This window comes from Streptomyces sp. NPDC001678 (genome assembly GCF_042892945.1).
Lineage (GTDB): Bacteria > Actinomycetota > Actinomycetes > Streptomycetales > Streptomycetaceae > Streptomyces.
This window is the reverse complement of the sequence record NZ_JBIAUP010000011.1, coordinates 248,055-270,032: the sequence shown is the minus strand read 5'-3', so window position 1 is coordinate 270,032 and position 21,978 is coordinate 248,055. Positions and strand designations below refer to the sequence as shown.

Sequence of the window (21,978 nt, the reverse complement as noted above, 5' to 3'; positions counted from 1 at the left end):
AAGTCCTCGGTCACGGCGAACCGCTGGTTCTGGTGCACGGGGGGGAATGGCGGGAGGACACAGCTGGCGCGCCGTACGCGAAGCCCTCGCACGGTCTTTCCGGGTATTGGTCTACGACCGCCGCGGCCACAGCGCGAGCACGCATGGCCACAGTCTTGCTTCTTGCGTCCGTCGCGAGCACGAAGACGACCTGGCCGCCCTCATCAAGACCCTCGGACTCGGCCCCGCCCACGTCGCGGGCGTCTGCTACAGCGGTTCCACGGTGCTGGGGCTGGCCGCCCGCCACCCGGCACTCTTCCGCAGCGTCATCGCCCACGAGTCACCTCTGCTCGGGATTGTCGACGATGGCCCGGCCCTTGCGCTGGTACGCGCCGCACAAGCGGGCATCGACACCGCGACGGCCCGCATCCGCGCGGGCAGCAACGAGGAGGGCGCCCGCGGTTTCCTCGAGGATGTGGTCCTCGGGCCGGGCGTCTGGGGTCGCCTCCCGGGTCCGGTCCGCGACCGCATCCTCGCCAACACCCCCGTCTGGGCCGCCGAACAGGCCGACCCCCACTGGGCCGGCATCGACCTTGACGCACTGTCCGCCTTCCCCGGCCCGGCGCTGCTCACCTACGGCGCCGACACCGTGCGCTGGCTGCCCCCGATCACCGTCAAACTCGCGGAGGTCATGAAGCACGCGGACCTGCGACGCCTCACGGGCGTGGGTCACAGCCCGCATGTCCAGGACCCCGACGCGTACGTGAACCTGCTCACCACGTTCATCGCGGACGCCCGGGACACCACCGGAGCCCTGGCATGACCCGCGCCACGGCGTCCGATCAGGCCCGGGAGTACCCCGCATTCCCGATGCCCCCGGCCTGCTCCTTCGCTCCGCCCCCGGACTACGCCGAGCTACACAGCCGTGCGCCCGTCACCCGCGTCGCGTTCCGGGACGGCCGCCGCGCCTGGCTGGTCACCTCCTACGCCTACGTCCGCCGGGTACTGGCCGACCCACGCTCCGGCTCCAATCGCGGCGACGTCGGCTTCCCCACCATCGTCCCGCTCGCCCCGCACCGACCGGACAAGGGCAACCTGGTCTCCTTGGACCCACCCGAGCACACCGTCCTGCGGCGCCTGCTGTCCGGCGAGTTCACCCTCCGCCGGATGAACGCCCTGCGTCCGCGCATCCGCCGTCTGGTCGACGGCCAGGTCGTGCGTCTCATGCGGCAGGCCCGGCCCGTCGATCTGGTGGACTCCTTCGCCCGGCCGGTTCCCCTGCTCGTCCTGTGCGACCTGCTCGGCATCCCTTACGCCGACCACCACCTGATCCTGCGGCTCATCGGGGCCCAGGTCCGCACGACGGTGACCGCCGGACAGCGGGAGGCGGCCCGCAGAGCCCTGGACGACTACCTGCGCGACCATGTCACTGCCAAGGAGCAAGCCCCTGCCGACGACCTGCTGAGCCGCATCGCCGAGAAACTCCGCCAAGCCGGCACGTACGACCGCGAGGTTCTCACCCGGATCGCCGCCATGCTGCTCGTCGCGGGCCACGGCACCACGATGAACACGATCGGGCTCGGCACGGTCGGCCTGCTGCGCGAGCCGGGGCGCATCGCCGCCCTCGCCCGGTACCCGGCCGAGATCCCCGGCACGGTGGAGGAACTGCTGCGCTACTACAGCGTGGCCGACCCCGTCAGCAGGCGTGTGGCACTGGCCGGCATGAGGCTCGGGAACGTGAGCGTCCGTGCGGGCGACGGCATCATCGCTTCCCTCCTGGCGGCCAACCACGACAGCAGTGTCTTCCCCGACCCCAGCTCCTTGCGCACCGGGCACAACGCCCGGCATCACCTCGCCTTTGGCTACGGCGTCCACCAGTGCCTGGGCCAGAACCTGGCCCGCGTCATCCTCCAGTGCGTCCTCGCCTCTCTTTCCGCGCATGTGCCCGGTTTGCGCCTCGCGGTTCCGGAGCGGGATCTCCCTCTGACGTCCGACGCCACCACATACGGTCTCCGCGAGGCATGGGTGGCCTGGTGACTTCCGCCCGCGCTGCGACCGACGCCTCAGCAGGACGGGACCGCCCCCTCCCCGTGAGAACCGGCCAGGACCACCTCCAGCGCGTCCCCAGTCGCCCGTGAGTGTCCCGTGCGAGCACGCCTGGGCTGCTGCCCGGTCGCCCGTACGGACGATCCGCGGAAGATCCCCGGACCCTGCCGTGTTGACACCCGCACCACCCTTCGACGCACAGCGACAGCAGTGGACCACCGCGATGCCCACATCGAGCAGCACGCTGCGGAGGCTACTGGACGCGCACCTCCACAACCACGGCGATACAGCCGAGGATCGGCCGGTGACTGCCGAACTCGTGTCGGAAGCCGATACGAGTACGGCCTCCTGTGCACAATGGCCCTGTGCCGCCGACTGACCGTTCGTTGTCCCGCCGTCGGCTGCTCACGGCCGGTGGGGCCGTGTTGCTCGGGGTGGGCACTCCGGCGGCGTCGGCTGCTGTGTCCGAGTCGGTCCCCACGCCTGAGGAGGTGGTCAACGCCGGTCCCATGGTCATGGCCCTCACCTTCGATGACGGGCCCAGCCCGCAATACACACCGCAGGTGCTGGACGGGCTGCGTGACCACGGTGTCCGCGCCACGTTCTTCGTCTGCGGTGACAACGTCGTGCGCTACCCCGACGTTGTGCGCAGCATCGTCAGGGAGGGACATACGCTGGGTAACCACACATGGTCCCATCCCCGCCTCGACGGCCTGGCCACCGCTGACGTCCGCGAGCAGATCCGGCGCGCCCAAGACGCCATCACCCGCATCAGCGGCCACAGGCCCGTTCTGTTCCGCGCCCCGTACGGCCAGTTCACCGACAGCACCCTGGCCCTCTGTGCCGAGCTCGGCCTGCGCCCGATCTCCTGGTCGGTGGACCCCAAGGACTGGACCAACCCCGGCGCCGGCGCCATCGCCGAACGGGTCCTCGCCGGAGCGGCCGGCGGAGCCATCGTGCTGAACCACGACGGGGTCGAGGGCGGCGACGACCACCCCCAGCCCGGCACCGGCGCCGACCGCTCCCAGACCGTCGCCGCCCTGAACGCCTACCTGCCACGGCTGATCGCCGCCGGCTACCGCTTCACCACCCCCGACCGCCACCCACCGGCACACGGCCGGAAGGCCCCGTCCGCAACCTGATGCCGGAGAGGCGGCACTGGTGCGGCAAACGCCCCCTGCCGCAGCCGTATCGGGCGCCGCAGCGGGTCCGTTCGCCTTCCCGTCACTGTGACCGTTCCCCGGACGGGGCCCCAGCGGATGCCGATCGTCAGGCGCGCGCCGCCGCCTGCGATCCAGGCATTCGCCGCCGACCCGCCTCCTCGTGCCCCACTCGCCCACCACCACCCGGGCCGGGCCGCCCCGCGCCGCCGGTCCTCCCGCTTCCGCCGCGCACGCAACAGCAGCGGCATCGTTCCCGCGACGCTCTCCGGGCGGCTGCGCTGCCGTAGCTCGGTCGGGGTGTACGTGGCGGTTGTGTCTGAATCACCGGATGGACGTGTCATTGCGGGGCACTTCAGTGCCCGGCGTTTCTGGGGCACCCCGGCGCCTGCTCAGAAGCGTGGCGATCGGGAGGGCCGCCGCCAGGCCGCTCAGGAGGATCGCGGCAAGTGCGCCCAGAACAGCGGGCTGGTCGGCGAAGGCGAGGCTGCCGAGGGAGGCGAGCAGTACCTGCATCGCCGCGCCAGCGACAGCAGGGGGACGTCGGCGAAGACGCCGCGCAATGCCGGGACGGTGGCGCGCAGGCCGGCGGCGAACATGGTGGCCGCGATGAAGATGACGGTGACCGCGTTGAGCACGAGATGCAGGGTGTCCATGGCGCTTGTCCGCCCTGTCAGTCGTGGAGGTCCCCGAGCCAGCGCAGGGCGCTCAGGCTCGGCAGGAAGCAGTACTCGCCTCCACGGGTGACCGCGAACCGGGGCAGCGGGGCTAGGCGGCGCCGCACCGGCCGTCGGGGGATGGTGTGGCCGGCTTCCCCGTCGGCGGCGCCGACGACGGGGTCCTTCGTGTTGCCGGCTCCGAAGAAGACGCCGTCGTTCATCCACTCCGACTGGACGAACTCGAACTGCCGGCCCAGGTGGGCGCCGATGAACGCGAACATCAGGCCGCGGTCCGCTCCGTCGTCCTCCAGCACGCCATCGGGCAGTGGCGGACCGTAGACGGCGCCGCGCCGGATCATGCGGTGCAGCCGTACCTCCCCGGCCACCGAGGCGTCGCGCGGGTTGGCCCGGCGAATGTGACAGCCACCGGGCGTGGCGAATCCCATTGGGTCGTTCTGCTCGTACAGGAAGGTGTTGCGGCGGTGCGGGTCGGCGCCGAGCGCGGGGTCGTCGTGCTGTGGGGCGAGCGCCAGAGGGGCCCCGCTGCGCCAGCGCCCCATGATCTTCGCGGCGATCAGCTCCTCGTCCTCGGGGCCGGCGGAGTTGTCCCTCAGATAGCGCCTGAAGGCGACGACGTCCTGGTGGAGTTTGCGGAAGACCGCATAACTGCCGTTGCGCCCGAGCACGGTCGGCTGCGGCATCTGGACGCCGCCGAGCTCATCGGGGTAGCCGAGGACGAACTCGCCGCCCTTCAAGGGCGCTTCCAGCGTGTTGGAGCCTGGGATGCCGCTGCCTTCGACGGCCGGATGGCTGACGCCGTCGAGGTAGCCGAAGTGCTCCTTCTCGGTGGGCAGTGCGTAGCAGTCCTGCCTCCAGATGGCCGTCACGCCGGAGAGACGCTCGTAGGCGGGGCGGGCGCGGTCGATGGCCGCCTCCAGGTGCGGGGGGGTCGGGTGCGATCGCCGTGATGACCACATGGACGTCGCGCGTGCCGAGCGGTGCCTCCCAGTGCTGTGGGCTGCTCGCTCCCTCGTCGCGCAGCGTTCGGGCGCGGGCTGCCATGCCCTGCCGGAACTCCCAGGCGAACGTCTCCAGCGAGGAACGCGGCACCCCCAGGGCCTCAAGGCCCCAGTAGGTGACGGCGACACTGACCCAGGTGTCCCCCAGGGGGCTGGAGGTGTCGGCGGCGGAGGTCGCCGCCGCGCTCGCCCGCCGCATCAGCTCACGGCCCTGGGTGCGGTCGTCGATGCGGAAGGCGAGGTACGTCGCCGCGTACGGGGTGGGGCGTGGGCTGAGGACCCCGCGCTGGATGTCGTCGAGTTCGAGTGTGACGTGGGTGGGTGCGCTCACGTCGGCCTCCTTGCGGCATCGCTACGTAACGAGGTTGCGCCAGAAGTTCCGCAGGCTGTCGTCGGCGCCGAAGAGCGTGCTGAAGATCGTGGAGTCGGCCAGCAGCACGTCGGCCGCGCGGTCACCGCCCGGGGGCATCCACAGGAACATGTTGAACTCGGTGTTCCCGTCGTCGGTGAACGGATGGGGCCGGGAGGTGTCGATCGGCTGCCGGGCCAGCACGTGGACGGCCTTCGGCTCGTCGGTGGTCACGGCGTAGTGCGGCAGGTGCATGTGGAAGTTGAAGTTCGTGACCCCGTTCAGCCACCCCTTCTCGTCCAGGTCCGGGACGGTCGACAAAGGAGCGATCCGGTTGTCCTCACCGGTGGCGGGACGCAGCCCGTACCGGTTGACGACCGGCACGCCCAGGCCCTTCATGAGGTCCCTGGCGTAGGTGGCGAACCGCTGCTGGCGCGGCACCAGGGGATCGCCGTGGTGGCGGTACTCCACCTCCCGCACGGACAGCTCGTCCGACGCGCCGACGTCGTGGTGGGGCCCGAGGACGAGGCGGGCGTCGTCCCGGGCGAGGAAGGCCCGCAGCGACTCGATCTCCCCGGGCTCGGCTTCCTGCCTGGTGATCATGTGGTCCAGTCCGAAGACGAACAGGACGTCCGTGTCGTCGAGTACCCGCTCATCGAGCGGGGTGTGGAAACCGGCCTGGTCGATGCGCTGGTAGACCGGGACGGGATGCCCGGTCACCTCCTCGACGAAGTCCTGGAACGGCACCCAGGCCCAGAAGAACAGCTCCAGGGAGCCGGCGATGCCCTGCTGGAACCGGTAGGGGTCCGACCACTTCGGGTCCTCGTACGCGGGCCAGGCCACCCGCCTGACCTCGGTCATCGTGGAGAAGCGGTTGTCCAGCTCGGCCGCGTTCCGGCCTGCCTCGGCGGGATAGCTCCACGACACGTAGATACTCACGCGCCGTCCGGCTGGGCTGTACTTCCGAGGGATGTGCCTCTGGTTGTAGGTCCGCGCTGTTTTGGCCTCGCTCATCGCCCAGCCCTCACTGCATCTGGTCGAGCATCTCCGACAGGGCGCTCTTGATCCGCAGAGCCTTCTTGATCTCGTCCGCCGTCACGTACGGATACTCCCCGTACTCGATGAAGCTCGGACAGTGGTGGTCGCGTACGTAGCGTACGAACGCCTCCGGGTTGGTCCGCCAGTCCTCGGGAAACCCTTCGAGGTTCTCGAAGGCGGTGCTCACGCCCGCCTTGCTGAACAGCGCGACGGCGTCCTCGGTGTACTTGTCGAAGTCGGTGTCGAAGATCCCCTGGTACATGAAGCGGGTGTCGTCGTCGAACAGGACCCAGCGCAGGTAGTGCAGCTTCAATGGCGCGAGAAGGTACGGATCCTGCTCCAGCGCCCTGGCCAGCGCATGGCCGTGCTCCCGTATCGCGTCGGCTCGGCCCGGCTTGACGTTCGCGACGATGGTGAACCCGTAGCAGGCCGGAACCCACCTCCAGCGTGGCACCGGACGGCTGGGCGCGCCCACTGAGTGGGCGGGGGCTGTCGGCCCGCTCCCGGCCTCTGAAGCCGGGCGGCTTGCACGGCGCGGACCACCGGCAGACGGCTGATCAGTGCTTCGGATCATGACAACGAGGACCTGACGCAACAGCTCCACCCGACATCTGGTACTCCGAAGCCCCCTGCGTGCCAGCCGTGCGCCTCAGGTGCACTCGTGGCGCCCCGGGGACGCATTGCGGGTCTTGCGGGGAGGTGTCGAAGACCTCGGAGACGAACGGGGCGGGCGAGGTGAGGGGGCCGGTGTCGCGTCAGGTCACCGGAACCAGGGCCACGGGGCAGTGGGCGTGGTGCAGCACGGCGTGAGTGACGGGCCCGAGTTGGAGGCCGAGCGGGTGCCGGGGCCGGTGCGTGGCGAGGACCACGACGTCGGCATCGGCACTCGCCTCGACGAGGGCCTGCCCCGCGCCCTGGTACACCGACTCGGTACGGACCTCGACGTCCGGGAACTCCTCGCGCAGTACGGCCGTCGCGAACGCCGGCACGGCGGCCTGGCACTGCCTCTGATCGTCGGATCCCTCCCAGTACAGCTCCGCGGCGGGCAGGACGCCCGGTACCCCCCGGTGCTGCCAGGCGTGCAGCACGCGCAGCGCGGCACCGCGCCGCCGCGCCTCCTCGAAGCCGAACCGCACGGCATCGTCGTCCGCCTCCGAGGCGAGACCCACCAGAACGACACCATGGGAGGGGGCGTTCCCGCCACGCACCACCAGCAACGGCCCGGTGCAGTGGGCGGCCACCCGCAGCCCGACCGAGCCCAGCAGCAGACCGGTGAAGCCGCCGTGCCCCCGGGTGCCGACCACGGTCAGTCCGGCGCCGCGCCCCGCCCGGACCAGGGCACGGGCCGCCGGCTCGGTGGTGAGGTGCGGCATGGTCGGCAGGTCCGGGAAGCGGGAGCGGACCCGTTCCAGGGCCGCGTCCGTGACGGCACGACCGGCGGCGTAGAGCATCTGTCCCTCGGCCGGCGGCTGCCGCTTCTCACGGGGGTCCGTGTCGGTCCTCGGGAGGTGCAGACCCCAGGGCCAGCCGCAGACGACCTCCAGTGAGGCAGTACGCCGTTCGGCTTCCTCGGCAGCCCGGTCGAGGGCCGACAGCGCCGGGTCCGAACCGTCGAAACCGACCACCACGCGCTCGGCGGGCGGAGCATCTGTCCGAAGCATCATGTTCTCCAGAGGCGATGGGCCGCGCGACGATGGGCCCGTTACCCCAGGTTCGGCCACCCGGGGGCCTTCGCCCCAGGGGCCGTACGGTCCAGGCGGGGCCCGAAGGTCCCCTCCCAGCCGTGGCCGGGCTCGGCGCCGTCCCACTGGTCCACGCACTCGGTCCCGGGCGACCCTGCCCCGGTGACGGTCAGGTCCGCGCGGGTCCATGCCTCGGAGGCCACACTGAACGTCCTGACGCGACAGCCGGAAAATCTGGGTGCGCTGGTCACGGACGCCGAGACCGGTCAGCCCCTGGCGGGCAAGGCAGTGAAGGGGCCGAGCGGCCCCGGACGTCCTCCGATCGGCCCTGGCGATGCCCTCGGAGCAAGGGGCAGGCTGGGACGGAGTCGCACGTAGGTCCCCCGTCCCCTTTCGGAGGCAGTCATGCCGGACGTTACGACAACGACGACGGCTGGTCCCACAGACGAGGAGCTGCGGGGCCTGGATGCCCATTGGCGGGCCGCGAACTACCTGGCCGTCGGGCAGATCTATCTGATGGGCAACCCCCTGCTGCGGGAGCCATTGCGGCGCGAGCACGTCAAGCCCCGGCTGCTGGGTCACTGGGGCACCTCGCCCGGCCTGAACCTGGTCCACACCCACCTCAACCGCGTCATCCGCGCCCGCGACCTGCGGGCCCTGTGCGTCTGGGGGCCGGGGCACGGCGGGCCCGCGGTACTGGCCAACTCATGGCTGGAGGGGACGTACGCGGAGACGTACCCCGACGTCAGCCGGGACGCGGCGGGCATGGAACGGCTGTTCCGGCAGTTCTCCTTCCCCGGCGGCGTGCCCAGCCACGTCGCCCCCGAGACCCCGGGGTCGATCCACGAGGGCGGGGAACTGGGCTACTCCCTCTCCCACGCCTACGGGGCCGCCTTCGACAACCCGGACCTGCTCGTCGCCTGCGTCATCGGCGACGGCGAGGCCGAGACCGGACCGCTGGCCGCCTCCTGGCACTCGAACAAATTCCTCGACCCGGTGCACGACGGCGCGGTCCTGCCCATCCTCCACCTCAACGGCTACAAGATCGCCAACCCGGCCGTCCTCGCCCGCCTCCCCGAGCGGGAGCTCGACGACCTGCTGCGCGGCTACGGCCACGAACCGCTCCACGTCACCGGCGACGACCCGTCAGCCGTCCACCGGGCCATGGCCACCGCCCTGGACACCGCCCTCGACCGGATCGCCCTCATTCAGCGCACCGCCCGGCAGGAAGACATCACCGAACGCCCCCACTGGCCCGTGATCGTGCTACGCACCCCCAAGGGCTGGACCGGCCCCGCCGACGTCGACGGCCTGCCGGTCGAGGGCACCTGGCGCGCCCACCAGGTGCCGCTCGCCGGGGTCCGCGACAACCCGGAGCACCTGCGGCAACTGGAGGCGTGGCTGCGCTCGTACCGCCCGGAGGAGCTCTTCGACGAACAGGGCCGCCCACGGCCCGAGGTACTCTCCTGCGTGCCCGAGGGCACCCGCAGGCTCGGGGCGACACCGCACGCCAACGGCGGCCTGCTGCTGCGCGAACTCCCCCTGCCCCCGCTGGAGCGCTTCGCGGTGCCGGTCGACAAGCCCGGCGCGACCCTCCACGAGCCCACCCGCGTGCTGGGCGAACTGCTGGAGCACGTCATGGAGGCCACCCGCGAACGCCGGGACTTCCGGCTCGTCGGCCCCGACGAGACGGCCTCCAACCGCCTCCAGGCCGTCTACCGGGCCACCGGCAAGGCCTGGCAGGCCGAGGCCCTCCCCGTCGACGAACACCTCGACCGGCACGGCCGCGTCATGGAGATCCTGTCCGAACACACCTGCCAGGGATGGTTGGAGGGCTATCTCCTCACCGGTCGGCACGGCTTGTTCTCCTGCTACGAGGCGTTCGTCCACATCGTCGACTCCATGGTCAACCAGCACGTCAAATGGCTGCGCGTCACCCGCCGCCTCCCCTGGCGCCGCCCCATCGCCTCCCTCAACTACCTGCTCACCTCGCACGTCTGGCGCCAGGACCACAACGGCTTCTCCCACCAGGACCCCGGCTTCATCGACCACATCCTCAACAAGAGCCCCGAAGCCGTACGGGTCTACCTCCCACCGGACACCAACACCCTGCTGTCGGTGGCCGACCACGTCCTGCGCAGCCGCGACTACGTCAACGTCGTCGTCGCCGGCAAACAGCCCAGCTTCGACTGGCTGGACCTGGAGCAGGCACGGGCGCACTGCGCCCGGGGCGCCGGCATCTGGGAATGGGCCGGCACCGAGAACGGCACCCAGGAACCCGACGCCGTCCTCGCCTGCGCCGGGGACGTCCCCACCCAGGAGGTCCTGGCCGCCGCCCAGATCCTCCGCCGCCATCTGCCGGACCTGGCGCTCCGCGTGGTCAACATCGTCGACCTGGCCAGGCTGCTGCCGGCCGAGGAGCACCCCCACGGGATGCCGGACCGCGAGTACGACGCGCTGTTCACCCGCGACAAGCCGGTCGTCTTCGCCTACCACGGCTACCCCTGGCTCATCCACCGCCTCGCCTACCGCCGCACCGGCCACCCCCACCTCCACGTCCGCGGCTACAAGGAGATCGGCACCACGACCACGCCCTTCGACATGGTCGTCCGCAACGACCTCGACCGCTACCGCCTCGTCATGGACGTCATCGACCGCGTCCCCGGCCTCGCCGTCCGCGCCGCGACTGTGCGCCAGGCCATGGAGGACGCCCGCACCCGCCACCACACCTGGATCCGGGAACACGGCACAGACCTCCCTGAGGTCGCCGACTGGACCTGGCCGGACTGACAGCACGGGGCCGGTCGCCGCAGGGGCGGGAAGAGCAGCGGCGGCCCGGCCGAGCCCGTTCCGTCACGGCGGGCCCGTCCCGGCCCCGGCCGCCGACGGTCCACCACCGTCATCATGAAGACCGACCTGGTCGGGCCGGCCCGCCGGGGCCTTGTGATGGGCCTCAACGAGGCCGCCGGCTACGGTGCGCTCGCCGCCACGGCGATGGCCACCGGCGCCATCGCCGCCCTCCGCCCCGTACCCACGAACCCGGACCACCACAGCGAGCTGACGACACATCAGGTCGCGGGCGCCGCCGGCCTCACCGACAGGGCACTGTCGTCGGCCAGTTGGGCGGGCATGGCCAACGACCTCAATGACGCCCTCGCCTGGGGCGCCTTCCCCCTGCTGTTCGCCGCGCACGGCCTATCGGTCGCCCGGATCGGGCTGCCGGCCGCGCTCTGTCCGGCTGTGTGGGGACTGGGCCAGATCCTGACCGGCGGCGGGTGGTCCGACCGGATCGGCCGCAAGCACCTGATCACGGCGGGGACGCTCGTGCAGGCCGCGGTCGGGGTCCACCGGCTGTGGCACGACGGCGGCTTCGCCGTGGGAGCCGTGCCCGCCGGAACCCTCGCCGACGCCTACGGGCTGACCACCGCTATCCGGGGCGTCGCCGCCCCCACCGCCGCCTCCGGTCTCGTCGTCGCGCTACGCCTGTACGAGACCGGCCCGCGGGAGTGAGCTGAGCTCGGCACGGCCGCGGACCGGCCCTGGAGGGGGCCGGGCGACGAAACACAGTGGATGGTTGTGGTGCCGCCGACGGGGTCGAACGTGCCGCAGTGGTGCACAGCGGGCGGTTCCATGGCCTCCGATCCGAACCGCTTGCCGCTTCACGAGATACCCCCCGGGGTATTTGACAGTCGCACCACCAAGGCGTTACGTTCGAAGACAAGATACCCAGGGGGGTATACGGAAGGAGGAATGACGTACCGGCGGAATCGACCTTGGCGCCTTCGCCACGGCCTGGACCGAGGGCGACCTCGTCCTGGACGTGCGCGAGCCGGAGGGGTACCGCGCGGGACACGTGCCCGGCGCGCCGCCCGTGCCGCTCGCGAAGCTGCCCGCCCGGGCCGACGCCCCGGCGGACCGGCCGGCGTATGTGATCTGCGGGAGCGGCGGCGGCCGCAGCCTGGACGCCACCGACTGGATGCGCGCCCGCGGTATTGACGCCCGCCCGGTCGCCGCCGGCACCCACGGCCGGGCTCAGGCCGGGCACCTCTCGCCACCGGCCCGCACACGCACCGACCTGCCCGAAGCCGCGGTCCGTCACCGACCGACCATGGCCCCACCATGTCCGTTTTAATACCCCACCGGGTATACCGAGGGCCTGCAAATCCTCGACCGAAAGGTTGTTCCCCGTGTTCTTCGCCCAGCACTACCTCGACTGTCTCTCCCAGGCGTCGTACATGATCGCCGACGAGTCCACCGGCAAGGCGGTGGTCGTCGACCCGCGCCGGGACATCTCCGAGTACATTGCCGACGCCGAGGCCCACGGCTTCACCGTCGAGGCCGTCGTCAACACCCACTTCCACGCCGACTTCATCGCAGGTCACCTGGAGATGGCCGCCCGAACCGGCGCCTGGATCGGCTACGGGCAACGCGCCGAGACCGAGTACCCGATCCGCAAGCTCGCCGACGGCGAGCGGATCAGCCTCGGCGACGTCACCTTGCAAGTCATGGAGACCCCCGGCCACACCCCGGAGTCGATCAGCGTCCTGGTCCACGAGCACGCCGCCGACGAGGTCCCCTACGGAGTGCTGACCGGAGACGCGCTGTTCATCGGCGATGTCGGCCGTCCCGACCTGCTCGCCTCGGCGGGCGTCACCGCCGGCGAACTCGGCCGGATGCTCTACCACAGCGTGCAGCACAAACTGATGGGCCTGCCCGACGAAGTGCGGGTCTTCCCCGCCCACGGCGCCGGCTCGGCCTGCGGCAGGAACCTCTCCACCGAGAAGCAGTCCACCATCGGCGCCCAGCGCGCCACCAACTACGCCTGCCGGCCGATGAGCGAGGACGAGTTCGTCGCCATCGTCACCGCCGGACAGTCCGCCGCACCCGGCTACTTCGCCTACGACGCCACCCTCAACCGCCAGGAGCGCGACCTGTTCGACCCGGCTGCCGCGTCCCGGCCGCTGTCGGTGGAGGAGTTCCGCACCGAGCGCGCGGCCGGTGCGGTGGTGGTGGATGCCCGCGGCCCGCAGGAGTTCGGCACCGGTCATGTGCGCGGCGCGATCAACATCCCCGCCGACGGCCGCTTCGCCGAGCAGGCCGGCACCGTCCTGACCCCCGAAAGCCGCATCCTGGTCATCGCGCCGCAGAACCGCGAGGAGGAGATCACCACCCGCCTCGCCCGTATCGGCTTCGACCACGTGGCCGGATACCTGCGCAGCCCCGACGACGCCCTCGCGGCGATGCCCGACGAGGTCGCCCCGGCCAGCCGCCTGACCGCCGACCAACTGCGCACCGCCCTCGCCGGCGACCGGCCCCCCGTGGTCCTGGACGTCCGCAACTGCTCCGAGCGTGCGGGCGGCTCCATCGACGGCTCGCTCCACATCGCGCTGGGCGAACTGCCCCACCGCCTGGAAGAGATCCCCACCGGCCGCCCCCTGGTACTGCACTGCGCCGGCGGGCACCGCTCCTCCATCGCCGCCAGCCTGCTGCGCCACCACGGCTTCGAGGACGTCTCCGACGTACTCGGCGGCTACGGCGCCTGGGCGCTGCTCACCGAACCCGCCGCCGCCTGACGGAACCCCTCAGGCGCCGGGATCCGGCGCGGAGGCCGACAAGTCAGCAGCCCTCCGCCATCGGCCCCGGCACCCCGAACCGCCGGTGTCCGACAGGAGCCCCCGTCTCACCGGACACCCGCGCCCCACCACACCCCGACATATACCCGGGCGGGTATCCAGCCCGCCCGGCCCAACCGACACCGGAGCCCCCCATGACCACCCCCGCCCGCACCCCCGCCAGAGTCGACGCCGCCGCCCTGAGGGAACTCGTCAAGGACGGCAGCGGCCCGCGCCTGCTGGACGTGCGCACTCCCGGCGAGTTCCACACCGTCCACATCCCCGGCGCCTACAACGTGCCACTGGACACGCTGCGCGAACACCGCACCGAGCTGCTCCACCACCTCGACGAGGACACCGTCCTGATATGCCGCTCCGGCGCCCGCGCCGCCCAGGCCGAGCAGGCACTCGCCGACGCCGGACTGCCCGGCCTGCGCGTCCTGGACGGCGGCATGGTCGCCTGGGAGACGGCCGGCGGCCCGGTGACCCGCGGGTCGGCCCGCTGGGAACCGGAACGCCAGGTCCGGCTGATCGCCGGTTCGATCGTGCTCGTCTCCGGGCTGGCCGGCCTCGCGATACCCGGACTGCACCTGATCGGCACCGCCGTCGGAGCCGGCCTCACCTTCGCCGCCCTCACCAACACCTGCGCCATGGGCATGCTGCTCGCCAAGCTCCCCTACAACCGCGGACCGCGCACCGACATCGCCTCGGTGATCGCCGCCCTCCGGAGCCGGCCGTGACCGCTCTCGCCATCGCGGCCTCGCTGCTGATCGGGGTCCTCCTCGGGATCCTGGGCGGTGGCGGATCCATGCTCACCGTCCCGATCCTGGTCTACCTGGCCGGCCAGGACACCAAGCAGGCGATCACCACCTCGCTGTTCGTCGTCGGCGTCACCAGCCTCGCGGGCCTGATCTCCCACGCCCGCGCGGGCCGGGTGCGCTGGCGCACCGGAACGCTCTTCGGCCTGGCCGGCATGGCCGGCGCCTACGCGGGCGGACGGGTGGCCGCGTACATCCCGGACACCGTGCTGCTGGTCGCGTTCGCGCTGATGATGCTCGCCACGGCAGCCGCGATGCTCCGCGGCCCCCGCAGGAACCCACAGCACAAGGCCCCCCAGCAGGCACACCGCGAACTTCCGCTCCACCGCCTGCTGTTGCAGGGCCTCGTCGTGGGCGCGGTCACCGGCATCCTCGGCGCCGGCGGCGGCTTCCTCATCGTGCCCGCGCTGGCGCTGCTGGCCGGCCTGCCGATGGGCATCGCGGTCGGCACCTCGCTGCTGGTCATCGCCATGAACTCCTTCGCCGGACTGGCCGGACACTTCTCCGGCGCGCACCTGGACTGGAGCGTGGCCCTGGCCGTCACCGCGGCCGCCGTCCTCGGCAGCCTCATCGGCGGGCGCTTCGCCGGACGCATCCCGCAGCACACCCTGCGCATCGGCTTCGGCTGGTTCGTCGTCGCCATGGGCCTCTTCGTCCTCAGCCGGCAGACCGGCCCGGTCGTCCTGGCAGCGGGCCCCGCGATCGCGGCAGGGCTGCTGCTCCGGCGCGGGCACACACCCCGCACCGAAAACCCGCCCAGGGCAGCGGCGCCCGCTCCGGAACCTGCCGGCCGCCGCTGACCCCCGCGTCGTATACCCACCGGGGTACCCTGAACAGCACAGTCGGCACCAGCCAAGAGGAGTCCAGTGAAGGTCGAAGAAGAAGCGATGAGCGCGGTCCTCAACCGGCTGCGCCGCGCCCAGGGACAGCTCAACGGCGTCATCTCCATGATCGAAGCCGGCCGCGACTGCAAGGACGTCGTCACCCAGCTCGCCGCCGTCTCCCGAGCCCTCGACCGGGCCGGCTTCAAGATCGTGGCCAGTGGAATGCGCCAGTGCCTCACCGCCGAGCAACAGGCCGACGCCGCCCCGATGACCGAGGAGGAACTCGAAAAGCTCTTCCTCGCCCTCGCCTGACGACCGAACCCGAGCGGCCCGCCAACGGCACGACAACCACCACCGACAGGCCGCTCGCGCGCTACTCGACCGCACGAAGATCATTCCCTTCCTGAATCAAGGGTGACCTGGTAGCCGAGTTGGTTGACCTGGCTCACCAGCCCTCGGGGCTGTCGGGTGCGGCCAGTGCGTTCGAGGATTTGGCCGCTGCCGGGATCGGTGTACTCGACGCCGTGGGTGAACATGCGCCAGACCGCCATGACGATGGAGTGTTCCGGGGCGGCGAGAGCAGGCTTCTTGCCTCGGCGGGAGGCGACGCGTCGGTGGCATGCGGCGTCTCCCTGGTACGCGAAGCGCTGACGGCGGCCTGGCCGAGGGCAGCCTTCAGCCACGGCTCGCCGTGCTGTGCGACATTGCACGGCGGACAGTGCCGCCCCGATGTGGCGCGTGATCGACGAATCACCCGCCCTGCGGGAGTACGAGGAGTCGATGAGGCTGTGCCATGCAGAGTCGCCGGCAGCGGCGATCGCCGCCGATCTGCCGTATCGGGTGGGCAGGATCGAGTAGCTGACAGGGCGCGACTTGTCGCGGCTGGGGGACAAGCCGGACTTCTTCCTGACGTTGCGGATGACCTGAGGCACGGGGTTCTCGAGCTCTGAATGCGCTGAGGGGCAGGAGCCGTTCGACGGCCCCTGCCCCTCTTTTTCACCGGGATGCAGCAGAGCTACAGCCCCAGCTGCCTACGCGTATCGTCGTCCACTTCGACGGCGTAGAACCGCACCATTTTCGCCGCCTCTTCCCTCGTTCGCTCCCCCATGAACGGAAGCGCTGTCTTCAGGAGACCATCCGCATCGAGAAGCGGCTCCAAGCACTGGAAGTGCGCAGCCGATCGAATCCCGTCCTCCGGGCTCTCCATCAGCTTCTCGATGAAGGCGAAGCAGCACGCGACGAGATCGCGATCCGGATCACCCGAGCGCAGCTGAGGCATCAGCAGAGGGTAGGACAGCACATTTCCGAGGAGATTGAAGTAGCCGAGAGCGAAATCGTCGTCACGAACCGCCTCGCGGATGGGCATGTCGGCCTCCCCCTCGATCAGACTTGCCGCCTCGGGCACGAAGTCGACCAGGAGAGCCGGGATCTGAGTGTAGGAAGTGACGGTCACAGAGTTACTTCTTCCTTCTGGCACGGACAGCCGGACTTCGATGGCGTGCTGTTTCTCTTCACTATCCCGGACGGATCTACCAAGTTCTTGATCAGATCCTTCATCGCTTGCTTGAAACCATGCCGCTGCACGTCTCGCGCGTATCCGGGCACTTGAGCCACTCCACCTACGACGCCAAAGGTACGCGCGAACCCGCGCATCTTCGTGGGCTCCCCAACCGGCTCCGGGCGGCCACTGTACTTATTGCGCTCAAATGGGAAGCCGCGAAGAAAGGGGCCAAGCGGGAGGCCCGGACGGTCACTGACGTCATCGTGTCGTCCTTGGCCAAGACGGAGATCTCGCGTGGCATCGCGGCCGGCGAGTCCGCCCGCCGGATCGCTGGCCGGCTGGGGCGGTCACCGTCGACCATTTCGCGGGAGATCAAACGCAACGGCGGTCGCGAGCACTATTGGGCCATCGTCGCGGACCAGGAGACACGGCAGCGGACCCGGCGCCCGAAGCCGGCGGAGCTGGCGCTTCTGCCCGGCCTGTGGGCGGTCGTCGAGGAGAAGCTCGCGCCGAGCCGGTCGCCGGAGCAGATTTCCGGATGACTGTGTCGCCAGTTTCCGGGCGATGCCGCTATGCGGGTCTCACACGAGGCGATCTACCTCACGCTCGGATGCTGCACGCCGTCGTCATGCGCCACACGCGGAAACCCCGCCGGAACAACCGGCGGGGTTTCACTCGCGGCTTCGGCCTACCGCCTCACGGTACCCGCCGGCTCCTGCGTCTCAGCGCCGACCCGTCGCGGACGAAGAACAGCAGGGCCAACAACGCAATCCCGAGGAGGACGAGGAGGCCGGTGCGGCCGAGGAAGTAGCTGCGGACGCGATCCCAGCTGCTCACCCTCGGCGCCTTGGCCGTGTCACCCAGCCAGATCGAGCCGTCGGCGGCCGTGGCGGGGCGGTTCGCGGAGCTGGCGATCGTCTGCGACAAGCCCGGTACCTTCCGGTTCATATCCGCGCCGCTCAGCCGGGTCGAGGTGACATTGCTGAAGTCGACTCCGCCGGTCCGAATCACATAGGTGAGCGTGGTGTTGCCGACGTGTTCAGTCCGCCGGTAGGTGAAGGTCCCATTGCGGATGGAGCGCACGTACTCGTCGTACACCTGCTGTGGCCGCCAACTGCCGTGCGCCACTGCGGGGCCGAGGTTCCCGGAGCCGATCAACTTGTCGAAGGACGTGGCGTGGCCGGCGGCATGCCGGTCCAGGAGCCATTGGGCCACCACCCGGGCCAGGAACGCCCGGCGCAGCGGGGCGTACTCGGGTGCGGAGTTGACCTCCTTCTCGATTTTCGGCACCACCATCTCCTGCTCGAGCTGCGCATTGCGCGCCGTCTGCTGCGGATCGCTGTTGCAGTTGGTCCCGAGCCCGGCGACTTGTTCCGCCTTGGCCTTCACGTTGAGGTTGGCCTTCAGGACGTAGAGCGAGGACCCGTCCTGGCGCACCTCCACCTCCCCCGGGACGATCCACATCCGCGAGGAGTAGCAGCTCTCTCCCCCCGAGCCGCCAAGTCTGCGCCAGTACTCTGCGCCGAAGGAGGTGTTGGGGTCGAGGAGTTTCCCTTCCGTCTGCTTCATCCGCCAGTCGGCCTCCAGTAGCGCGCGGCCGGCGTTCGTCTGGCCCAGGTCCTTGTCGATGATGCGGTCCGGCTGGTTGGGATTGAGGTTGACCCAGAACTTGTCAGGGCTCAGCGCCAGCCAGGTGCGCAGGTCCGCCATGCTGCCCACCAGTGCCTGGCTCGCGGCACTGGGGTTCTGGGTCAGCCCCTTCTCTGCGGCCTGGGAGGAGAAGGCGTACTTCACCCCGCCACCGTTGTCGGAGAGGTAGCGCAGCTGGAGGTTGGAGAGGTCGACGCCGCCGTAGGCGGGCGAACCGAGTGTCTTGGTGAGAACGTTGCTGCTCTGGTCGCAGGGATGGGACACGGATACGGCAGCGGCGGCGATGTTCATTCCCCCGGGGTTCTTCAGGTCGGGGCAGGGTGCCGCCAGGTTCAGATTTTGTAGCCCCTGATTGACGAGGCTCTTGATGCGCTGGTCGTAGGCGGCCTGAAGGCGGGGCTTCAGCACTTTGAGGTTTTTGCTCGTCAGCTCGGCCTGGACCGACTTGTATTTGTCGTACGGTGCCAGGAATTTCACGTGCTTAAATTTGAAGCCGTTTTCGGGGACGTTCTTCTTGCAGTCGTTGCAGTAGGTCCGCGGGCCGACGAGCGCCCTTCCCTCACTCTTGATGGCCTTGATGACCTTATCGATTTCCTCCTTGTTTTTCTCCTTGATCTCCTTCTTGCTTTCCTCCGTCTGTGCCGAATCGGCGCCGGGGGCCATGCGCGTGAGGACCGCTTCCAGGATGCGGGTCACCCATTCGTCCATGGCATCTTCTGAATGCCGATTCTTTTCGGGATCGGTCTCCTGCTTCCCTTTGACCGATCCGGTGGTCAGCGACAGCACCTGCTCGTTGCCGTAGGAGTCCGTGGGGCGCTGCTCCAGGGTTTTGAAGAGGTCGTCCAGCAAATAGTTCTCGCCGTCGAGCATCTGGGCACGTAGCGGATAGGTCCATCTGGGCTTGGTGCTGGGCGAATGTATCTCCTGGTTCAGGCCGGCCATGAAGACCCGGTACTTGTCCCGCACCCAGACCGGGAGGCGGGGATCGGTCTCCATCCAGCTGAAGGAGAAGAAAGCCACCTGAATGTTGGGGTACCCGACGTCATACCCCAAGGCGTTGGTCTCCTGGACAAGCCATTCTCCCAGAGGATTCCGGACGAACTTCTGGGCGATCTCGTCCAGGTCCTTGCTGTTTTTCAGGTCGACACCCGGCTGAATCGCGGGGGTCCATTCGGTAGGCGTAGGCGTAGGCTCTGCCGCGGCCGTCCGCGCCCCCGGAAGCCCCGCCGGTGCAACGACCATCAGCAGCACGGTGACCAGCGCGGTCAGCAGCGCGGCCGGGCGCGGGGCGGTACTACGACGCATCGTCGCGCCCCGCTTCCGCGCGGACGACACCGGTCGCGTCCAGGTAGCCGGCCAGGGCGGGATGCGGGCCGGGCCTCTCGCCCCTGCGGTAGGCTGCCCAGCCCGCCGCGGTCAGGGCTCCGAGTGCGAGGACGGCGACAGTGCCCGCCCCGGCCAGCGAGGTGCCCGTGGAGCACGTCCGGTGGTACATCAGGTTGTTGATGCTCATCGAGGGCTTGTAGCCGATGCCCACCGGGCAGGCCGAGGCCGGCTGCGTCATCAGCACGGTCGTGCAGACCATGACGCCGACGGCCAGCACCAGACGTCCCACTATCCTCAAACCGGTCATGAGGCCACCGCCCGAACACCCTTCATCGACATGATCTGGCCGCGCAGTTCGGACCGTTCCTCCTGCGCCGTGTCCGGCGGGTCCTCCTGCGCGTGACAGCCCGCCAGCTCCAACTGCGCCGACTGCAGGCGGTACAGCGCCAACGCCGTCCCCCGACCGTGCCGGCGCCAGGTACCCACCAGGGCCCAGAGCCGCAGCGTGGGCGAGCCCAGGACGGAGGTCTCCCCGGCGGTGACGGCCGAACCCGCCTCGGCCTCCTGCGCCAGCACCGCGCGCAGCACGACCCCGCGCTCACGCAGTCCGTACACCAGGAGCACGACTGCCAGCGCGATGAAGGGGAGTTGCGGCAGCAGCCACAGCAGCGGGGAGACCACCAGAGTGTCCAAGGGGCCGCCGCCGCTGTGCTGCAGCTTCCCCGACAGCCACCCGGAGAGGACTTCGGCCGCCGTGCTGCCGCCGAACGCCGTCATCAGCGCCGCCACCGCCGGCAGCGTGTGCTGCCGCGCGCGGGCGGCGAGGCAGAAGCCTGCGCCCAGTAGCGCACCGAAGGTCACCTGTCCGCCGAGCAGGCCGATGGACTGCCGGATCCAGTACTCGAAGCCCCCGGTCGATCCCAGCAGCCCGCCGAACGACCCGTAGACCTTGATGTACATCAGGCTGTCCACAAAGGCGTATCCGAGTCCCATGGAAGCGCCCAGGATCAGGCCGGTGAGTGCGTCGGTGATCCGGTAGCGGAACAGCACCAGCAGCAGTGCGACGCCACTCGCCAGGGCGATCGTGTTCACCAGACTGAGGTGCACGGTGACCGCCATCAGCATGTGGTCCGTGCTGGCCAGGAGATGGGCGGGATCACTGCCGGCAGCCGGGCCGAGGTAGCTGAACATCGTGCCGGAGGCGAGATTGGAGAAGACCCGGCCGAGGCTGAACACGATCAGAGCTCCCCAGCCGAACGCCATCAGCAGCGCCCCCAGCGGGACCCGGGCGAACCGCACCGAGCCACGCAGCAGGAGCAGCACGAAGGCCGTACTGGGCACGCAGGCGAGCGCACTGGGAAAGAACTCGAAGACGACCACGAGGGAGAGCAGCCCGAACGGCAGCAGCAAGCACCCCAGGGTCAGCCAGGTCAACGCAGCGGCACGCCGGTCGGCGGGCCTGGTGATCGCGGCGAAGACCTGGATCACCACGGCAGCCGCGATGCCCGCCAGGACGAGCCAGAAGATGACCGTGGGCACGGACATCAGCCGACTGAACGAGTTCGAGAAGTCGGACTTCTTCATCAGCTTCGTCAGGTCCGACGACGGCTTGTAGAAGATCGACAGCACGCCCTCGCCGGGCTGGCGGTGCGGCCGGGTCACGTTCGCCAGCAACTCGACGAAGTACAGGGCGATCACGATCCGGGCAATCAGCAGTGCCCGCGACCGGGCCACCGCATCGTCCCGCAGCGAGAGCGAGAGTGAAGCGAGACTCCTCACGAGCCACCCCCCGGCAGGCCCGGCAGATCAGTAGGAAACGACGTCGGGAAGCCGGACGGGAGGCCTGTCGGGAAACCGGTCGGGAGATCGGTCGGGAGATCGGTCGGGAGATCGGTCGGGAAGCCGGTCGGGAGCCCTGAGGAAGGCGCCGGCAGCGAGGGCAGCTTCGGCATCTGGGGGACGCTCACATCATTGGCCCCCGAGAGGTCGATCCCCAGCGAGGCCGCCAGGAGCACCGTCCCGAGGAGCCCGCCACCCAGCAGCACCCGGATCTGACGACCATCCGAGCCACCTGGTGGCGCGGCATCGGGGACGGATTCGGACAGCAGTTCAGTCACGCCAGACTCCACTCACCCGGGCAGCGCACGGCAGACCCCCACACGCAGCCGCGTACACGTCAACTGGACGCTATGAAGGACCGTTGAAATCGCGGTGAAACCGTGAAAGCCACCGTGCGATGTGCCGGTTTGGAGTCAGCGACGGCAGGTCGGGCCGGGATGCTTTCGCTGGAGCCCCGATAGATGGACTACGCACCT

23 protein-coding genes and 1 pseudogene are annotated in these 21,978 nt (G+C 70.0%); 12 read left to right on the top strand and 12 right to left on the bottom strand.

Annotated features, from left to right (window positions below):
* Positions 1-46 precede the first annotated feature (46 nt).
* The 3 genes from ACFYZR_RS23680 (at position 47) to ACFYZR_RS23670 (ending at position 3,167) form a co-directional block, all read left to right on the top strand.
* On the top strand, positions 47-802 hold the full coding sequence (locus ACFYZR_RS23680) for an alpha/beta fold hydrolase (RefSeq protein WP_391913380.1): 756 nt from the start codon (positions 47-49) through the stop codon (positions 800-802).
* Positions 799-2,016: a cytochrome P450 gene (locus tag ACFYZR_RS23675; RefSeq protein ID WP_391913378.1), complete on the top strand. Its 1,218-nt coding sequence runs from the start codon at positions 799-801 to the stop codon at positions 2,014-2,016. The genes ACFYZR_RS23680 and ACFYZR_RS23675 overlap by 4 nt, the downstream gene beginning before the upstream one ends.
* A 374-nt stretch (positions 2,017-2,390) precedes the next feature.
* Complete coding sequence (locus ACFYZR_RS23670) at positions 2,391-3,167, top strand: polysaccharide deacetylase family protein (protein ID WP_391913376.1); 777 nt, start codon at positions 2,391-2,393, stop codon at positions 3,165-3,167.
* Positions 3,168-3,616: 449 nt separating this feature from the next.
* Here ACFYZR_RS23670 and ACFYZR_RS23665 read toward each other — a convergent pair whose 3' ends face one another.
* The 6 genes from ACFYZR_RS23665 to ACFYZR_RS23640 form a co-directional block, all read right to left on the bottom strand.
* Positions 3,617-3,841, bottom strand: a complete 225-nt coding sequence (locus tag ACFYZR_RS23665; protein WP_391913374.1) for a hypothetical protein — start codon at positions 3,839-3,841, stop codon at positions 3,617-3,619.
* A gap of 17 nt (positions 3,842-3,858) precedes the next feature.
* Positions 3,859-4,821, bottom strand: a complete 963-nt coding sequence (locus ACFYZR_RS23660; RefSeq protein WP_391913372.1) for a Dyp-type peroxidase — start codon at positions 4,819-4,821, stop codon at positions 3,859-3,861.
* A 394-nt stretch (positions 4,822-5,215) separates the two neighbouring features.
* Positions 5,216-6,151 (bottom strand): hypothetical protein, encoded by a 936-nt coding sequence (locus ACFYZR_RS23655; protein WP_391913370.1) that lies wholly within the window; start codon positions 6,149-6,151, stop codon positions 5,216-5,218.
* A gap of 85 nt (positions 6,152-6,236) precedes the next feature.
* Positions 6,237-6,704 carry a hypothetical protein gene (locus ACFYZR_RS23650; protein WP_391913368.1) on the bottom strand — a complete coding sequence of 156 codons (468 nt, stop codon included), beginning with the start codon at positions 6,702-6,704 and terminating at the stop codon, positions 6,237-6,239.
* 301 nt (positions 6,705-7,005) lie between these two features.
* Positions 7,006-7,914, bottom strand: a complete 909-nt coding sequence (locus tag ACFYZR_RS23645) for a universal stress protein (protein ID WP_391913366.1) — start codon at positions 7,912-7,914, stop codon at positions 7,006-7,008.
* A 38-nt stretch (positions 7,915-7,952) separates the two neighbouring features.
* Positions 7,953-8,135, bottom strand: coding sequence for a hypothetical protein (locus ACFYZR_RS23640; RefSeq protein WP_391913364.1), 183 nt, complete (start codon positions 8,133-8,135; stop codon positions 7,953-7,955).
* 202 nt (positions 8,136-8,337) lie between these two features.
* On the opposite strand from ACFYZR_RS23640, the gene ACFYZR_RS23635 reads away from it, so the two are divergent.
* The 7 genes from ACFYZR_RS23635 to ACFYZR_RS23605 all read left to right on the top strand — a co-directional run bounded on the left by ACFYZR_RS23635 (position 8,338) and on the right by ACFYZR_RS23605 (position 15,498).
* The gene (locus ACFYZR_RS23635) at positions 8,338-10,722 is read left to right on the top strand and encodes a phosphoketolase (protein WP_391913362.1); all 2,385 of its coding nucleotides are present in this window, start codon (positions 8,338-8,340) and stop codon (positions 10,720-10,722) included.
* A gap of 114 nt (positions 10,723-10,836) precedes the next feature.
* Positions 10,837-11,442: a hypothetical protein gene (locus ACFYZR_RS23630; protein WP_391913360.1), complete on the top strand. Its 606-nt coding sequence runs from the start codon at positions 10,837-10,839 to the stop codon at positions 11,440-11,442.
* A 310-nt stretch (positions 11,443-11,752) separates the two neighbouring features.
* Complete coding sequence (locus tag ACFYZR_RS23625) at positions 11,753-12,064, top strand: rhodanese-like domain-containing protein (protein WP_391913358.1); 312 nt, start codon at positions 11,753-11,755, stop codon at positions 12,062-12,064.
* A 55-nt stretch (positions 12,065-12,119) separates the two neighbouring features.
* On the top strand, positions 12,120-13,505 hold the full coding sequence (locus ACFYZR_RS23620; RefSeq protein ID WP_391913356.1) for a rhodanese-like domain-containing protein: 1,386 nt from the start codon (positions 12,120-12,122) through the stop codon (positions 13,503-13,505).
* A 194-nt stretch (positions 13,506-13,699) separates the two neighbouring features.
* Positions 13,700-14,284 carry a rhodanese-like domain-containing protein gene (locus ACFYZR_RS23615; RefSeq protein WP_391913354.1) on the top strand — a complete coding sequence of 195 codons (585 nt, stop codon included), beginning with the start codon at positions 13,700-13,702 and terminating at the stop codon, positions 14,282-14,284.
* Complete coding sequence (locus tag ACFYZR_RS23610; RefSeq protein WP_391913352.1) at positions 14,281-15,162, top strand: sulfite exporter TauE/SafE family protein; 882 nt, start codon at positions 14,281-14,283, stop codon at positions 15,160-15,162. The genes ACFYZR_RS23615 and ACFYZR_RS23610 overlap by 4 nt, the downstream gene beginning before the upstream one ends.
* 87 nt (positions 15,163-15,249) lie before the next feature.
* A complete protein-coding gene (locus ACFYZR_RS23605) occupies positions 15,250-15,498 on the top strand; it encodes a metal-sensitive transcriptional regulator (RefSeq protein WP_391913350.1) in 249 nt (82 codons plus the stop codon).
* An 80-nt stretch (positions 15,499-15,578) separates the two neighbouring features.
* On the opposite strand, the gene ACFYZR_RS23600 is transcribed toward ACFYZR_RS23605, so the two are convergent.
* Positions 15,579-15,737: a hypothetical protein gene (locus ACFYZR_RS23600; RefSeq protein ID WP_391913348.1), complete on the bottom strand. Its 159-nt coding sequence runs from the start codon at positions 15,735-15,737 to the stop codon at positions 15,579-15,581.
* Between the two features lie 145 nt (positions 15,738-15,882).
* Here ACFYZR_RS23600 and ACFYZR_RS23595 point away from each other — a divergent pair.
* Positions 15,883-16,014 (top strand): annotated as a pseudogene (locus ACFYZR_RS23595) (TetR/AcrR family transcriptional regulator); the annotation flags it as partial.
* 187 nt (positions 16,015-16,201) lie between these two features.
* Here the strand turns inward: ACFYZR_RS23595 and ACFYZR_RS23590 are convergent.
* Complete coding sequence (locus ACFYZR_RS23590; RefSeq protein WP_391913346.1) at positions 16,202-16,639, bottom strand: hypothetical protein; 438 nt, start codon at positions 16,637-16,639, stop codon at positions 16,202-16,204.
* A 107-nt stretch (positions 16,640-16,746) separates the two neighbouring features.
* On the opposite strand from ACFYZR_RS23590, the gene ACFYZR_RS23585 reads away from it, so the two are divergent.
* Positions 16,747-17,229: a transposase gene (locus ACFYZR_RS23585; protein ID WP_391913344.1), complete on the top strand. Its 483-nt coding sequence runs from the start codon at positions 16,747-16,749 to the stop codon at positions 17,227-17,229.
* Between the two features lie 154 nt (positions 17,230-17,383).
* Here the strand turns inward: ACFYZR_RS23585 and ACFYZR_RS23580 are convergent, their stop codons facing one another.
* Genes ACFYZR_RS23580 through ACFYZR_RS23565 form a run of 4 tightly spaced genes read right to left on the bottom strand, consistent with a single transcriptional unit; the run spans position 17,384 to position 21,780 of the window.
* Positions 17,384-19,642, bottom strand: a complete 2,259-nt coding sequence (locus ACFYZR_RS23580) for a hypothetical protein (RefSeq protein WP_391913342.1) — start codon at positions 19,640-19,642, stop codon at positions 17,384-17,386.
* On the bottom strand, positions 19,632-19,952 hold the full coding sequence (locus tag ACFYZR_RS23575) for a hypothetical protein (RefSeq protein ID WP_391913340.1): 321 nt from the start codon (positions 19,950-19,952) through the stop codon (positions 19,632-19,634). Before ACFYZR_RS23575 ends, ACFYZR_RS23580 begins: the two co-directional genes overlap by 11 nt.
* A 14-nt stretch (positions 19,953-19,966) precedes the next feature.
* A complete protein-coding gene (locus tag ACFYZR_RS23570) occupies positions 19,967-21,442 on the bottom strand; it encodes a PrsW family glutamic-type intramembrane protease (RefSeq protein WP_391913338.1) in 1,476 nt (491 codons plus the stop codon).
* Positions 21,439-21,780 carry a hypothetical protein gene (locus tag ACFYZR_RS23565; RefSeq protein WP_391913336.1) on the bottom strand — a complete coding sequence of 114 codons (342 nt, stop codon included), beginning with the start codon at positions 21,778-21,780 and terminating at the stop codon, positions 21,439-21,441. Before ACFYZR_RS23565 ends, ACFYZR_RS23570 begins: the two co-directional genes overlap by 4 nt.
* Positions 21,781-21,978 lie beyond the last annotated feature (198 nt).